We start from the raw sequence: 14915 nt of genomic DNA, 5'->3' as shown, positions 1-14915 counted from the left end.
TTGGGCTCGCATGTCAGTTCCCCTCTGATGGAGCTTGGGTGGTGACCAGGTTTTGCGATGGGATCGGGAGCGCCGATATTTCGGTCTCCTCCCGCTCTTGCCAGGCCTGGTCGTCCTGGCGGTAGACGAAGCGCTCGAGGGCGAGCCGCGCGGCCGCCGCGGAAAGGTCGGTATCGCTGACGTAGAGCGTGCCCTCCCAGCCGAACGGGTCGTGGCTGGTCGGGCCGAGCATGCGCTTGACGCCGCCGAGATAGGCGCTCGAATGGGCGAGCGGCCCGGAAAGGGTGATGACGTCGGGCGCGGCAAGGGCGATCGCCGCCTTCAGCGAGCGGCCGAGATTCTGCCCCGCCTGGCCGAGCGCGGCCGAAAGGTCCCGGTCCCCCGCCTCCGCCGCATGCAGCGTGCTCGTCAGCAGCGTCGCATAGGCCGGGTCGTGCGGCTGCGGCGCGCGATAGCGGTCGACGAGACCGAGCGAGCGCAGCACGGCATAGCCCGAGGCGATGGTGGTAAGGCAGCCGCGCCGACCGCAATTGCACAGCTCCTCCACGCCCGCGACCGGCATATGGCCGAAGGTGGCGGCGGCGCTGCGCCCCCCGCGAATGAGGCGCCCGTCGAGGATCAGGCTGGCGCCGATGCCGAGCTGGATCGAAACGAGGAAGGCGTTCTGCGCGCCGGCCGCCTGGCCGAAGGAGCATTCGGTCAGGTTGAGCGCGTTCTGCATCGTCTCCAGGAAGACCGGCGCGCCGAGCTTTTCCTGCAGCGGGCCGGCGACGGGCGTGTCGAACCAGCCGATATCGGGCGAGGAGAGGACGCGCAGCGCCGAGGTGTCGACGACGCCGGCGCAGGCGACCCCGCAGCCGAGGACGCTCTCCTTGGCGATGCCCCGCTCGGCGATCAGCTCCAGCGCCGCCGCGCCGAGGGCGCGCAGCGTTTCGTCCGGATCCGGCCGGCTGAGCCGCGAGACGGGACGCCTGGCGACGAGCTGGCCCTTCAGGTCGGCGATGGCCACGCTCTGCTCATAGGCGTTGATGGCAATGCCGACGACGAAATGGGCATCCGTGCGCAGGTCGAGCTCGATGGCGCGCCGGCCGGGCTGGCCGCGCTCGATCAGTTCCTGCCCTTCCTGGATGAAGGCGCTGTCGAGAAGCTTCTGGGTGAGGCGGGTGACGGTGGCGGGATTGAGCCCCGTGAGCTTGGAGAGCTGCGAACGGGAAAGGGGGCCGCGCGAGAGGAGCTTGCTAAGCACTTGTGCAGCCAGCGGTTTCGCCATCGACAGCCCTTCGCTCATTTGATTGTTTTACGAAAGCAATTAATTAGAACCATGTCAAGCGGGCCCTCGACCAGGTCCCACGACCGGCCTGCCGGGCGCCCAAAAGCCGGCCATTTGCGGGGGAAAACGTGGAGGAAAGGACGCTGCGGGGCGACGCCGGCGCGTCCGTCCCTGTCGGCCGGGGCCCGGAAGGATCCTCTTTCGAGGCGGCCTAGCCGACGCTGGCGAGGAAGGCGCGCGTGCGCGCCTCCTGCGGTGCGTTCAGCACCTCCGAGGGCGTTCCCTGCTCCACGACGACGCCTTGATCCATGAACACAATCCGGTCGGCGACATCGCGCGCGAAAGCCATTTCATGGGTCACGACGACCATGGTCATGCCGCCGCTTGCAAGGTTGCGCATGACTTCGAGCACCTCGCTGACCAGTTCCGGGTCGAGCGCCGATGTGGGCTCGTCGAACAGGAGCAGCTTGGGCTCCATCGCCATGGCGCGGGCGATCGCCACCCGCTGCTGCTGCCCGCCGGAAAGCTGGCTCGGATAGGCATCGGCCTTGTCCGCCAGCCCGACGCTTGCCAGAAGCTCCAGCGCCAGCTCGCGCGCGGCGGCCTTCTTCATGTGCCGGACCGTGACCGGGCCTTCCATGACGTTCTTCAGCGCCGTCATGTGGGCGAAGAGATTGAAATGCTGGAACACCATGCCGATGCGCGCCCGCCGCGAGGCGGCTTCCTGCCCGCCGAGCTCAATGAGGTGGTTCCCCTCGCGCCGGTAGCCGACCAGATCCCCGTCGACCGACAGCCATCCCGAATCGATCGCCTCCAGATGGTTGACGCAGCGCAGGAAGGTCGACTTGCCCGAGCCGGACGGCCCGATCAGGCAAAACACCTCGCCCCGACCGACCTCCAGATCGATCCCCTTCAGCACCTTCAGGCTGCCGAACGACTTGGTGACGGATTCGGCGAGCACCATGGGCGGCTGTTCGGTTGTTGCGATATCCTGCATCTGGGACTGGCTTCCGTGCTCGCTAGATCGTTCCGCCGGGCTGCTGAAAGCCCCTTCCGAAGCGGCGTTCGAGGAAATGCTGCCCGATGGAAAGCAGCGTGCACATGAACAGGTACCAGAGGCTCGCCACCACCAGGAGCGGGATGATCTCGAATGTGCGCGCGTAGATGATCTGCGCCGAATAGAGCAGCTCCGGCAAGGCGATGACGCTCACCAGCGAGGTCGTCTTCAGCATCAGGATGACCTGGTTGCCTGTCGCCGGCACGATGGCGCGCAGGGCCTGCGGCAGCGTGATCCGGCGGAACGCCTTGAGCCGCGTCATGCCGATCGCCAGCCCCGCCTCGCCCTGCCCGTGGCCGACGGAAAGGACGCCGCCGCGCACGATCTCCGACATGTAGGCGGCCTCATGCAGAGTGAGGCCGATGGCTGCCGCCATGAAGGGCGTGATGGAATTGCCGGAAAAGGAAAACAGGGTCGGACCGCCCGGAATGCCGATACTGATCTCCGGATAAAGGGCCGAGATATTGAACCAGAAGATCAGCTGCACCAGCAGCGGCGTGCCGCGGAACAGCCAGATATAGGCGGCCGCGAAGGTCTTCAGCCACGCATCGCCCGAAAGCGTCAACAGGGCCAGCAGCACGCCGAGGGCGATCGCGAGGCTCATCGCGATCACCGTCAGTTCGATCGTCACCCACAAACCCGAAAGGATCGTCCTGTTCGTCAGGTACTTGAGAACGATGTCCCACTGGAAGTTGGGATTGAGCACTGCCGACGCGATGATGCCGATCGCCAAAAGGGCCAGAACGGCGTTGGCCGCCCAGCGGCCGTATTGCGGCCGCCGGACGATTGTCAGCGCACTTCTGTCCGCCTCCCCGGGCGTGCCGGGGCCCGTCCGGGAAGGCGCAGCGGCGGTCGACTTCATGTCTGTCGGTTACTCCTGCGGTCCGTCGCTCAGGGCTTTTCGATCGCCAGTTCGGAGATCTTCCAGTCTTCCATGATCGCCTGATAGGTCCCGTCGTCCATCATGTCCGCGAGCGCCGCCTTGAAAAGCTCGGCCATCGGGTCGCCTTTGCGGAAGGCAAAGCCCGAAAAGCCGGAGACGTCCGAGGTCGGGGTCTTCTCGAAAGTCCCCTTGCTCTGCTTCACGATGTAGCCGGTATAGGGCGCGTCGCCCAGCCAGCCATCGATGCGGCCGGTCTTGACGGCGAGGCTGCCCTCGTTCGGGCCGGAAAAGACCATCACCTCGATCTTCTCCTTGCCCTCGCTCTCGCATCTGGCCTGCAGCTTGGGCAGGAGCTCCAGGAACTGCTCGCCGCCCTGCGTCGTGCCGACCTTGTGGCCGCACAGCTTGTAGAGGTCGATATCCGCCGTGTTGCCGGCCTTCACCATCACCGAGGTGCCGGTGCGCGTGATGTTGGCGAAGTCCATCTTCTCCTGGCGCTCGGGCGTGTTGTGGAAGGCGGAGGTATCGTAGCGCTCGCCGAGAATGCCCGCGACGATGCCGGAAAACTTCGCCTGCTCCGCCTTGATCGGAATGCCGAGCTTGGTGGCCACCGCCTTCTGGAAATCGAGGACGTAGCCCGCCATCTCGCCGCCCTCGTCGATATAGTAGCTTGGCGGATATTGCGGGTCGTAGACGGCCGTCAGACCGTCCCGATAGGCATCGGGAATCTTGGCATAAAGCGCCGGATCGGCGCCCTCGGGCGCGCTCTGCGCATAGGCGGCGCCCGCGCCGGAAACGCATGCCGCCACAAGGGTCGCGAGCAGCGCCGCGGCGTTCGCTCGCGGCCGGCGGCTCATCGGGGACCGAATTTTCATCACCTGTTCTCCTCTTGATTTTTCATTGCTTACGACAGCCTCTCCACCAGCCGGGCCCAGCCGTTCTTCTCGCTGGACACCCAGTCGCAAACGGTCATCCGGGCTGAGATGACCTCCTCGATTTCCAGCTCCGCCAGGCCGCAATAGTCGATCTCGTGCTCGGGCCATGGCCCGAAGGCGAGCCTCCCGCTGCCGGTCCTCTCTTCAAGGACCGTCAGGTCCTCGGAGGTATCGCGCCGCAGGACCTCGACGAGGTCCATGCCCGGCCGCGACGGATCGGGCAGCATGCGCAGGAGAAGATGCGGCCAGAGCTGCAGCACCCCCGCCGCCTCGCTCCCGGACGGAGCCTCGACATCGGGCCGCCAGGAGAGCTCCATCACCTTGCGCGTTCCCATCGTCACGGTGACGAGGACGGCGCCGTCCTCGCCGTTGTCGAAGGCGATGCCTGAATGAAGCTTCGGGTATCCCCATTTCTCGCGACCTCCGAGAACGGAGCGGTTGTTCGTCTCGAATTCGACGATCGGATGGCCGCCGCGGATCGCCTCACCGCGATCTGATGTGTATTCGACCGGCGCCAGCACCATCACGTCATGGAAGGGAAACGCCGTGTGATTGCTGAAGTCGGCGGCGGCGATCAGGACGCGGTTGTCCACGAGGTCGAAGGGCGTGTCCGCGATATTCCTCTCCAGCCAGTCGCCCTTCACGCGGCAGTCGAACGCGATCGTCTTCAGGCCGGGACAGCGGGCGGGCACGGTCGTCCCGTAGGGAAGACGGCGATAGAGGCGGGAGACGTCAAATCCTTGTGGCATCGAAGCTCTCCGAGGGCGCGACGAAAGGTCAGCGTTCCGGCGGGCAGGCAGACACGCTTTTGGAAAATTCTCGAAATATAATGTCTCCAAGAAAAATTCTGTCAATGAAATTTCTGAGCATTATAGTCGGACTCGGAAATCGCGCCGCATGTCGAAGCGTGAAAGGGGGCGTGGTATGGATAATGTCGACGGAAACCCCGATTCGAGGATCGTTCGCTCGGTTTGGATCGTGCCGCGGAGAAGCCATTGACCGGCCACGCCACAGGAAACGCCAGCGAAAGGGCTTTCCCTGTTCGCACGATCGCCTCCATCGGCGGCGAGATCCGGCAGGTTAGGCGCTCGAAGAACCTGACCATCGAAGCCCTGGCGGAGCGCGTCGATCGCTCGGTCGCCCATATCAGCAAGCTGGAGCGCGGGCTCGCCGAGCCCTCGCTACGGGATTTGTACGCCATCAGCCAGGCGCTGGAAGTGCCCGTGGCGTGGCTCCTCAGCGAACGCAATCCTGGTCCCGCCGAAGAGAGCGGCCTGATCGAGCGCAGCGGGTCGCACCGCGTGCACGAGCAGGGCGGCATCCTGACGGAAGTCCTCTCCCCCGTTCTCGGCCGGGAGATCGAAGTCATGCGCTCGGTCTTTCAGCCGAGCGCGGCCACCCCGAGGCGTCGCTCCGCCCACAGGAAGCGCGAAGACGGCTATCTGCTCAGCGGGGAGCTTGAGCTCTACATCGACGACAGGAAGTTCCTCCTGCAGGCGGGCGACAGTTACAGTTACCTGACGGATACCGTGCACTACTGCCGCAACCCCGGGCCCGAGCCGGCAGTCCTGTTCTGGATCACCAGCCGGGTGAAGCGCGACTAGAGCTCCCGGCTCCCACGACGCGCTTCAGTCCATCCAGCCATCGAGACGCCCGATTCCCACCCCCACCTTTTCGGGAGGTTGGCGGAGCCCGGCTTCCTCAGCCCCTCGGGAGATCTTGCAGAACTTCGCCATAGCCGAGGTCGAACTCGCCGACGATGAACTCGGCTCCGACGATTTCCCTGACGCCCAGCTCGAACAGCGGATCCATATGCGGATGACCGCCCACCGAGAGCGTCGCCTTGCCGACCCGCCGTTCCAGGATGTTGGCGCTGCCGACCTGGATGGTGATGACCTGGTTGACGTCGTAGCCCTTTCCGTCGGCGCGGGGGATGCGCTTCACCTGCAGGCGCGGCTGCAGCACCGGCTTTTCCACCGGCGCCTCCGTCTCTTCGAACGAGGCGACGATGAGGTCCCGCCCAAGGCGGCGCACCGTCCCTTCGATCGTCTTGCCGTCCTCGGCCAGATCGACCTCGGCGAATTTCTTCGGATATCCCAGGATCTCGCGGCCGCCGCACATGGCATCGTCCGTTGTCACGAATTCGTAGGCGACATGCCCGCCGAGCATCCCGTTGTAGCGCGCGCCGAGCACCACGCCCCCCTCGCTGTAGGCGCGCGGCCCCATGATCGGGTCGGCATCGTCGTGGACGATCGGGCAATGCATGACGAAGAATTCGACGATGTCGGAGGCAGGCTCGAATTCCGCCGGCAATGCCTTGCGAATGCCCTCCATGTCGCCGCGCGCAAAGACGCTGAGCTTGCGCAGGTCGCGGTAAAGACGCGGGAGGGGCTTGTAGAGCGGGCTCCTGTCCGGGCCGCAAAACGGCGCCGCCTTCGAGCTGGTGAAAAAATCGTCCGTGGCCATCGACTCGTTCCGTTCGAAAATTTTGTCGATTATTTTTCTACTTCGAATATTCTGTCAATCAAATTTCGTGGTGTTGCAGTTTCACGGTCGGCCTGCCCCTCCACCTCGCCGCGCAGTCGGATCGGAGCACCGCCGGCGCCTCGCCGGGAAATTGCGGTCGGCGTGCCGATCGCGCATTCAACCGTCTCTTTCCGGGACATCAGGCCGGGGCCCCGCGAGGAGCGCGGAGTCGGTGGCGGCTACGATCTGGGGATTGCCGCGGCGCCGCCGTCAGTTCGTTGGACTGACACGGCCGGTATCGAGCATTGCAGGCTGTGGCAGGCCACGGTCGGCTCAAAAAGGCAAGGCTGCCACGCCGCATGAAACAGGCAATGCGGGGTCTGAAGCGAGCCTAGCAGCCCGACCCATGGCATCGCGGCTCATGGCATTGGATACGGGAATCGACGCCGATCATCGCCCAGCGAGCGCCGGCGAGGCCGGAAGGCGTTCACCAGAAGGCGTTCACCAGAAGGCGTTCAGACGTGACGGTAGATCCTTGCGATCTCGCTGAGGAGGCCGAGGCGAACGAGTTCGCCGAGGGCCTCCGAAGGATCTTCGATCCCGTTCGCCGAGCGCCAGGCTTCGGCTGCTGCGTATTGCTCGTCCGAGAGCGCGACCACTAGGCAGTGGCGTTGCTTCGACCGCTCACGCGAACCCTCGAATTGTTCTTCCATCACCCAAGGCGGGCTGCCCTGCCCGCACCCCATGCATACCGGTCAATAACGACGCTTCGCATGCCGGCAGCTCATTATGGGGACGGAGTTTAGGCCTGTGGATCGACCGCTTCTATTTCGGTAATTCCGCTACGTCGTTACCGCATGACAGCCACGCGGAGACGACGGCTCCGCCCTTCAGCGCATCATGCGGATAAGGTCGGCAAGGCCCCGCGCCTCCAGCTTCTCGCGGATGCGCGCCCGATGAATCTCCACCGTTCGCTGGCTGATTCCGAGCTTTCCCGCGATGCTCTTGTTGGTCATGCCGAGGACCAGATGGTCGAGCACCTCCCGCTCGCGCAGGGTCAGGCGGCTCAGCCTTTCGGCGACCACCTGCGGCGGCACCGCCGGCTGCGGTCGCTGGGCGAGAAGATTTGCCGCAGTATCGATGGCGCCGAGGATCTGGCTTTCCGAGCCGGGCTTTTCGATGAAGTCGATGGCGCCAGCCCGCATCGCCTCGACGGCCAGCGGAATGTCGCCATGGCCGGTCAGGATGATCACCGCGATGTCGATGCCGCGCTTGATCATCGTCTCGTGCAGCTCCATGCCGCCCATCCCCTCCATGCGCAGATCGATGAAGGCGCAGAGCGCGCGCGCGAAATTGGCGCGCTGCAGGAACTCCTCCGCCGAGGAATAGGCGGCGGTTCGAAAGCCGTGGGCCCTCAGGAGCGCGGCGAGCGAATCGCGCACCGAGGCATCGTCGTCGACGATGAAGACCAGCTTGCCGGTCGCGGCGCTATGCATCCGCGTCCTCCTGCACCTTCAGGCTGAAGACCAGAACGGCGCCCTTCTCGGCCGGCCGCGTGCCGATGCGCCCGCCATGCGCCTCGACGATCGAGCGGCACAGCGAGAGCCCGATCCCCATGCCGCTGGTGGTGGAATTGTGGAACGGCTCGAACAGCGTCCTTTCCACCTCCGGCGCGATGCCGCTGCCCGTATCGGCCACCGACACCTCCACCATGCCGCCGATCCGCCGCGTCGAGATCGTCAGGACGCGCTCGGCCGTCTCCTCCATGGCCGCCAGGCTGTTGCGCACCAGGTTGAGCACCACCTGGCCGATCTGCACCGGATCGGCGCTGATCGGCACCGGCCCCGGCTCGAAGTCGAAGACCACCTCGGGCGGCGCGCCGCGGCTGGCCGCAAGCGCCAGTTCCACCCCCTGGCGGATGACGGTGTGCAGGACGATCGGCTCGCTGGCGATCTCGCCCTGTCCGATGAAGTTGCGCAGCCGTCGCATAAGGTCGGCCGCCCGCGAGGATTCGGACACGGCCTTGTCCATCAGCCCGGCAACCTCTTCCGGGATGGTGATGCCGTAATTGCGCAGCTCCTGGCGGCAGGCATTGACGTAGTTGGTGACGGCCGAGAGCGGCTGGTTGAGCTCGTGGGCAAGCGCCGAGGCAAGTTCGCCCATCGAACGGTCGCGCGCCGAATCGAGCAGGACGAGACGCAGGCGCGCCTCCTCCGCTTCCGCCTTGCGCCGTGCCTCTGTCGCGGCGCGCTCGCGGTCGAGGCTGTTCATGGCGAAAAGCACCCGTCGCGTGATGCGCAGGATCTCGCCGTCCATGGCGGTGAAGGGCTTGCTGCGCCCCCGCCGCTCCTCCAGCCACAGCGCGAACGAGCCGCGCGGCGAGAGCCGCGACGTGCCGTCGGGCGCGCGCCGCTCCAGCTTCTCCGGCTTGCCGGCCCAGCGGATCGTCTGCTCATAGGCCTCGCGCACCAGGACGAGCCAGTCCGACCCGTCCTCCGACAGCTCCATCATCGCCGCCCCGGCCAGCTCGCCGCCGGCGGCGTCATGGCCCAGAAGCGCGTGCAGCTGGTCGGAGGTGGCCACGCCGTTGACGAGCGCCTCCGAAAGCGGCGCCCAGTCGCAGGGCGCGGCCGGAACCTTGCCGATCGCCACCGTCTCGCCGGCAAGGCGCAGGATCATCCCCTCCGCCGAGAGCTGCTCCATCAGCTCTCCGCCATGGGCCTCGATCACCTCGCGCAGCGGCCGCCCCGCCCGCGCCTCGCTCTCGATGGCGAAGGCCGTCTTCTCCGCCTGGATGCTGCCGCGCAGCTGCACCGTGTTCTCCAGGCTCTGCAGCAGCGCCGAGATCGTCCCGCCGAGGAGCTCGCAGAAGCGCATCCGGCTCCAGCTGAGCTGCAGCGGCGCGTAATGGTGGCAGGCGACCAGCCCCCACAGCTCGTCGTTGGAGATCAGCGAGATCGACAGGCTAGCGCTCACCCCCATGTTGTTGAGGTATTCCACATGCACGGGCGCCACCGCGCGCAGCTTCGAATAGGTGAGGTCGAGCGGCTGCGGCGAGGAGGCGTCGGCCGCCAACCCGGAACGCGTCAGGATCGGCACCGGCTCGGCGTTGATGTCCGGGATGGTGCGGATGACGTTGAGGACGAAATGCCGGCGCGCCGGGTCGGGAATGTCGGAGGCCGGATAGTGCAGCCCGAGAAAACTCTCCTCCCGGACTGTGCTTTCCGCGATCACCTCGCCGTGCTTGTCCTCCGCGAAGCGGTAGATCATCACCCGGTCGAAGCCTGTCACCTCGCGGATGATCTGCGCCCCGGTCCTGGCGAGCTCGGTCATCGTCTGCGGCCGGATCAGCTCGGAGATGATCCGCTGGCGCACCAGATCCTCCTCCCACATCGCCGCCAGCCCGTTCTTCGGCGCGACGAATTCCAGGATGATCCGACCCTCATGCTGATGCGGATAGCACTCCAGCCCCGCGGCGCTGCCGTCAGGCTGCGTCACCTCCATGAACCAGGGGCGCAACAGGTCCGGCATCGTCGGCCCGAGCGGCTGGGCGAGGAGCTCGGCGCAATTGTCCGCCCCGAGGAGGTCGGACAGCGGCCGGCCGAGCAGATCGGCGCAGTCCCGGCCGAAATAGGCCTCGGTATTGCGGCTGGCGTATTCGATCGTCAGCGTCGCCGCGTCTACGGCCACCAGCGCGCCGATCGGCTGGATCGCCCCGATCATGTGGATCGGCTCGGTATCGCAGGAGCTGAGGTCGACGGCGCGGTTGAGGACCATTTCTCTGTCTGTCCTTATACGTCCGCCAGGAAGGCGGCAAAGCGCCGGAACGCGGCCCGTGCCGAGGCGATCATCGCCGCGCGCGCCGCCTCTTCGCTCGAAAGCGCCTCCACGATGCCGCAGGTCGCCCGCCAGCGCGGCGCGCCCGCCTCGCGGCACCATCGCCAGTAGGCATTGCCCGACGCGCCGGCCTCCGCGAGCATCGTCTCCGTGGCGGCGCACAGCATCGAGCCGCCCAGCATGGAGCCTTCCGAGACGTAAAGAAGCCCGGCGAGTTCGGCCTGCGAGGCGACCGCCGGCATCGCCATCCCCGCCCGCGGGATCCCCTCGCTTCCGCCGAGACTGACGAGATCCTGCGCCAGGATCGGCGCGCGCGGCGCGTAATGGAAGCCGCGCCGCTCCAGCCCATAGGCCGCGCAGGCGCGCGCCACCGCGGGGTCGAAACCGAGATAGAAGCCGTGCAGCGCCGCCATCAGCCGGCGGTAGCGACCGAGTTCGAGCACGCCCTCCTGCAGCTCGGCAAAGGCGGCGTGCTGGTCCAGGGCCAGATGCTGCTCCCTCGTCTCCCTGCGGAGCACGAAGCGGAACGACTCGGCCTCGTGCCTTTCCCTCAGGAAGATGGTCAACTAGGTCTCCTGGATATCGGCCGCCCTCCCCCCGGAGAGCCGGCCAGCTGGCCTGCAGCCCTGCGAATGTAGCGCGGCGGCGACAGGTGCTTCAACACGGCACTGGACATTCGCTCACGGAAGGGAAACGATCGGGAAACTGTAAGCCACGCAACACGATATGCAAAACGGGGCGATACGATTTCCCTTCTGCCGGGAGCGCACGAAGCACCCGCTCAACCTGCCCGCGAAATGACGATCCTGAAGCACGCCAACCAGTCCCTGAAGCTGACGCATGTGGATGCGGCGGCCGCGGCGGCGCTTCTGTCGGCGATCTCCGATCTCGCCATCGTCGTCGACCGCGACGACGTCATCGTCGATCTGACGCACAATCTCGACCGGCGCCTGGCGGAAAGCATCGCCCATTGGCGCAACCGGCCTATCGCCGAGGTCGTCCGTCGCACCAGCCGCCCCGTCCTCAGGGAGATGCTCGGCGCGGCGCGTAACGGGCGCGTCGCCTCCCACTACAGCGTCCAGCACAGCCTCGATGCGGGCGCGACTCTTCCGATTCAGTACGCCGCCGCGCGCATGAGCGATGAGGACCGGGTGGTGCTCGTCGGCCGCGACCTGCGGCCGATGACGGAGCTCCAGTCGCAGCTCCTCGCCCACCAGCAGTCTCTCGATGCCAACGCCACGAGCCTGCGCAAGGCCGAGGCGCATTACCGTCTCCTCTTCGACACGGCCTCCGACGCCATCGTGACGATCGATGCGGCAACAGGCCGCATCCGCGAGGCCAATCCGCGCGCCGCCGGCCTCCTCGGCCAGCCGGGCGAGGATCTGGAGGGCAGCCGGCTCTCCTCCTTCTTCAGGCGCGCCGAGCGGCGAAGGATGACGGCGCTCCTGGCGCAGGTGCTAGCTTCCGGCAGGCCGGTCTCGGCGACGGCCGATTCCATGGGCGGCGAGTGCCTCGCCCTTTCCGCGGAGCTCTTCCGGGCCGGCGACCTTCGCCTGGTCATGGTGCGCCTTTCGCCGGCGCGCGAAACGGCCGACGAAGCCGACCTCGCTCTCGTTTCGCTGGTGCGCGGCGCGGTGGAAGCCGTTCTCCTCACCGACGAGACGGGCCGCATCCTGTGGGCGAACGATTCCTTCCTCGCCCTTTCCGGCATCGCCAGCGCCGCGCTCGCGGTCGGTCGCCCCGTGCACGATTTCTTCGGCTGGAGCCCGCTGCAGAAGGAAGTGCTGCTGCAGAATATCCGCGGCCATGGCCGGATCGAGCATTTCGCCGCCACCATCCGGATGGGCCACGGCCTTGGCCGGGGCGTCGATCTTTCCGCCGTCTTCATCGCGGACGGAACGCCGCCGGGCTACGGCTTCGTCATGCGTGCCCTTTCGGCGGAGAGTTCGGCCACGGCGGAGGAGAGCGGCATCGAGCGGGCCGCCGAAGGCATGATCGACATGATCGGCCGCGTGCCGCTGAAGGATCTCGTGCGCGAGACGACGGACGTGATCGAGAAGATGTGCATCGAGACGGCGCTGCAGCTGAGCGGCAACAACCGCACGGTCGCGGCGCGCGTCCTCGGCCTCAGCCGCCAGGCGCTCTACGCCAAGCTCAACCGCTTCGGCATCGTCGCCCCGGATGGCGCCCCGGATATCGAGGCCGCTTCGCCGAACGGCGAGGCCCGCGAGGGCGGCGCCTGAGCGCGCTCAGCTTTCGCCGATCACCAGCTCGGAAAGCCTTTCGGCCGTCTCGCGCAGCAGCGGCACATGGGCCTGCGCGCTCTTCAGGCTGAGGCGCTGCGAGGGCGCGTGCAGGGAGAGCGTGGAAAACATCTTTCCCTGCCGGTCGCTGATCGGCACCGCGATGCCGATCATCCCCTCGATGAATTCCTCGTTGTCCTGCGCCCAGCCTTCCTCGCCGGCGCGCTGAAGCTCCTCCATCAGCTTCCTGCGGTCGGTGATGGTGTTCGGCGAATACGATTCCAGCCGCATGTTGCCGAGAAGGCGTTCCAGGCGCGCGCGCCCGAGCGTCGACAGATAGGCCTTGCCGCTCGCCGTGCAGTGGAACGGCACGGCACTTCCGATGGGCAGCTGGATGCGCAGCGGCCATTTCGTCTCCGCGCGCTCGATATAGATCATGCCGGCGCGATCGGGCGCGGCGACGTTGCAGGTCTCCCCGATGCGCTCGGCGAGCGCCTGCAGGATGCCGACCATGTTGGTCTGCATGCGCATGGAGGAAAAGACGTTGGTGGTGAGGCGCCGCAGCCTAAGGCCGGGCGTATAGCTGCGCCCGTTCAGCTCGCGCTGCAGGAAGCCGTGCGATTCCAGCGTCGCGAACAGCCGCTGCACGGTCGGCTTCGGCAGATCGATCCGATCCATCATGTTGGTCGGCGTCACCGGCACGCCGGCCCTTGCGATCTCTTCCAAAAGCACGAGAGGCCGCAGATTGGGCGGAATGGCGTCCTTCTTGTCCGCTTCAGCAGAATTCAATGTCTCGCCCTTCCCGCTTGCACCGCGCCCGTCTTGCCGGGCTGGCCCTCCATTTCGCGCAAGACCCGGCCGGGAAACGAACGCCATCGGCGCTGCCTCAGCCCGACAACCGCGTTATTTGCCAAAAGCGCGTCTGAATTCAAGCGTGGCGCGGCATCCGGGCCAACGGACGAAAGCCGACCCCGGGCCGGCCCGCCGGCAACGCCGGCGAACCGTTTGTCGGGAGAAAAGGGGACGGCGGCTCCCGGCCGCCGGCCCTTGCCTTGCAGCTGAGCCTATTGCTGGCCTTGGCGAACCTTTTCCGCGCCCTGGACCACCTCGCTGTGCAACTTCTGCACGCGCGAATGGTAGGGATAGACCAGCTTGGCGAAGTCTTCCTGGGACTTGTACACCCTGGCGAAGAACGCGTTCTCGTCGAGATATTTCTTGATGATCTCGTTCTGCGCGTCGATGAACATCTGGTAATACTCGTCCGGCGTATCGAGGACATGGATGCCCCCTTCCTCGTACTCCTTCACCGCCAGAGAGTTCTCCCTCAGGTTCGTCGCCTGGGTCTGCATGGCGTTCGCCAGCACGGCCGTGCGGATCATCGCCTTGAGGTCGTCCGGCAGACCTTCGAAGAAGCTCTTGTTGATCAGGAGTTCGCCGACATCGGTCTGCTGGTGCAGCCCCTGCAGGTAGTAGTAGTTCCAGATTTTCGACAGGCCGAGATTGCGGTCGTCGGCAGGCCCGATCCATTCGGCCGCGTCGATCGTGCCGCGCTGGGCGGCCGGAACGAGCTCCGAGCCGGGCATGGCGACGGCCGGCACGCCCATGGCGTTGTAGGTCTGGCCGGCGATGCCGGGAGGCGCCCGGTACTTGAGCGAGCGGAACTCGTCCATGCTCTCGAAGGGCTTGGCGAACCAGCCGAGCGGATCGGGGCCCATCGGCTCCATCGGGAAGGAGACGACGTCGAGGTTCATCACCTCCTGCAGCAGCTCCTGGTAGAGATCGAAGCCCTCGCCGGCGTAGTACCATGACATCAGGCTCTGCTGATCCATGCCGGTGCTCGCCGGCACGTTGGAGAAGAGCACGAAGGCCGAGTTTTTGCCGGACCAGTAGTGCGGCCAGCAATAGCCCGCATTGACGACGCCGTTGCTGACGGCGTCCAGGATCTCGAACGCCGCGACTTCGGCACCGTCCGGCAGGACGTTCACCTTCAGCCGGCCGCCCGACATGTCTTCCAGGCTCTTGCCGAACTCCTCGACGAGCTTGAAGTACAGGCTGGAATTGGGAACGGCCGTCTGGATGTTCAGGTCGTAGGTCTTGTCCTGTGCCTTTGCGGCCCCCGGGCTGCCGAAAGCGACGGCAGCGCCGAGAAGGCCGCAGGCAAGGACCTGCGTGAATCTCGTCATCACTGGGATTTCCTCTCTTTGAACCTGTTGTCGGTCTCTGT

General features: G+C 66.2%; 14 protein-coding genes. 2 read left to right on the top strand and 12 right to left on the bottom strand.

All coding sequences use genetic code 11. From position 1 onward, the window contains the following. Window positions 1-13 precede the first annotated feature (13 nt). The 5 genes from CLD20_RS05495 to CLD20_RS05475 all read right to left on the bottom strand — a co-directional run bounded on the left by CLD20_RS05495 (window position 14) and on the right by CLD20_RS05475 (window position 4894). Entirely contained in the window at window positions 14-1246 is a 1233-nt protein-coding gene (locus tag CLD20_RS05495) for an ROK family transcriptional regulator (RefSeq protein WP_224405603.1), read from the bottom strand. 235 nt (window positions 1247-1481) lie between these two features. Next, a complete protein-coding gene (locus CLD20_RS05490; RefSeq protein WP_304504351.1) occupies window positions 1482-2267 on the bottom strand; it encodes an amino acid ABC transporter ATP-binding protein in 786 nt (261 codons plus the stop codon). 22 nt (window positions 2268-2289) lie between these two features. Further along, window positions 2290-3189: an amino acid ABC transporter permease gene (locus CLD20_RS05485; protein WP_224405602.1), complete on the bottom strand. Its 900-nt coding sequence runs from the start codon at window positions 3187-3189 to the stop codon at window positions 2290-2292. A 29-nt stretch (window positions 3190-3218) separates the two neighbouring features. Continuing rightward, complete coding sequence (locus CLD20_RS05480) at window positions 3219-4085, bottom strand: transporter substrate-binding domain-containing protein (RefSeq protein ID WP_224405601.1); 867 nt, start codon at window positions 4083-4085, stop codon at window positions 3219-3221. A 29-nt stretch (window positions 4086-4114) separates the two neighbouring features. Beyond that, on the bottom strand, window positions 4115-4894 hold the full coding sequence (locus CLD20_RS05475) for an acetoacetate decarboxylase family protein (protein ID WP_224405600.1): 780 nt from the start codon (window positions 4892-4894) through the stop codon (window positions 4115-4117). Between the two features lie 246 nt (window positions 4895-5140). Here CLD20_RS05475 and CLD20_RS05470 point away from each other — a divergent pair, with 246 nt between their 5' ends. After that, window positions 5141-5749 (top strand): helix-turn-helix domain-containing protein, encoded by a 609-nt coding sequence (locus tag CLD20_RS05470; protein ID WP_224405599.1) that lies wholly within the window; start codon window positions 5141-5143, stop codon window positions 5747-5749. A gap of 97 nt (window positions 5750-5846) precedes the next feature. Here CLD20_RS05470 and CLD20_RS05465 read toward each other — a convergent pair whose 3' ends face one another. The 5 genes from CLD20_RS05465 to CLD20_RS05445 all read right to left on the bottom strand — a co-directional run bounded on the left by CLD20_RS05465 (window position 5847) and on the right by CLD20_RS05445 (window position 11014). After that, window positions 5847-6611: an acetoacetate decarboxylase family protein gene (locus tag CLD20_RS05465; RefSeq protein ID WP_224405598.1), complete on the bottom strand. Its 765-nt coding sequence runs from the start codon at window positions 6609-6611 to the stop codon at window positions 5847-5849. A 515-nt stretch (window positions 6612-7126) separates the two neighbouring features. Continuing rightward, window positions 7127-7324, bottom strand: a complete 198-nt coding sequence (locus CLD20_RS05460) for a hypothetical protein (protein ID WP_224405597.1) — start codon at window positions 7322-7324, stop codon at window positions 7127-7129. Between the two features lie 177 nt (window positions 7325-7501). Continuing rightward, window positions 7502-8107 carry a response regulator transcription factor gene (locus tag CLD20_RS05455; RefSeq protein ID WP_224405596.1) on the bottom strand — a complete coding sequence of 202 codons (606 nt, stop codon included), beginning with the start codon at window positions 8105-8107 and terminating at the stop codon, window positions 7502-7504. Beyond that, complete coding sequence (locus tag CLD20_RS05450; RefSeq protein ID WP_224405595.1) at window positions 8100-10388, bottom strand: ATP-binding protein; 2289 nt, start codon at window positions 10386-10388, stop codon at window positions 8100-8102. Before CLD20_RS05450 ends, CLD20_RS05455 begins: the two co-directional genes overlap by 8 nt. Window positions 10389-10402: 14 nt before the next feature. Further along, window positions 10403-11014 (bottom strand): biliverdin-producing heme oxygenase, encoded by a 612-nt coding sequence (locus CLD20_RS05445; protein WP_224405594.1) that lies wholly within the window; start codon window positions 11012-11014, stop codon window positions 10403-10405. A 231-nt stretch (window positions 11015-11245) separates the two neighbouring features. Between CLD20_RS05445 and ppsR the strand changes: the two genes are divergently transcribed. Beyond that, entirely contained in the window at window positions 11246-12691 is a 1446-nt protein-coding gene (gene ppsR / locus CLD20_RS05440) for a transcriptional regulator PpsR (RefSeq protein ID WP_224405593.1), read from the top strand. Between the two features lie 6 nt (window positions 12692-12697). Here the strand turns inward: ppsR and CLD20_RS05435 are convergent, their stop codons facing one another. After that, window positions 12698-13480 carry an IclR family transcriptional regulator gene (locus CLD20_RS05435; protein ID WP_224405592.1) on the bottom strand — a complete coding sequence of 261 codons (783 nt, stop codon included), beginning with the start codon at window positions 13478-13480 and terminating at the stop codon, window positions 12698-12700. 275 nt (window positions 13481-13755) lie between these two features. Further along, on the bottom strand, window positions 13756-14874 hold the full coding sequence (locus CLD20_RS05430) for a TRAP transporter substrate-binding protein (protein ID WP_224405591.1): 1119 nt from the start codon (window positions 14872-14874) through the stop codon (window positions 13756-13758). Window positions 14875-14915 lie beyond the last annotated feature (41 nt).

The sequence above is a fragment of the Afifella sp. IM 167 genome, from assembly GCF_020144925.1.
GTDB lineage: Bacteria > Pseudomonadota > Alphaproteobacteria > Rhizobiales > Afifellaceae > Afifella.
Note: the sequence above shows the minus strand (reverse complement) of the source record. Positions and strands in the feature narration are given on the sequence as shown.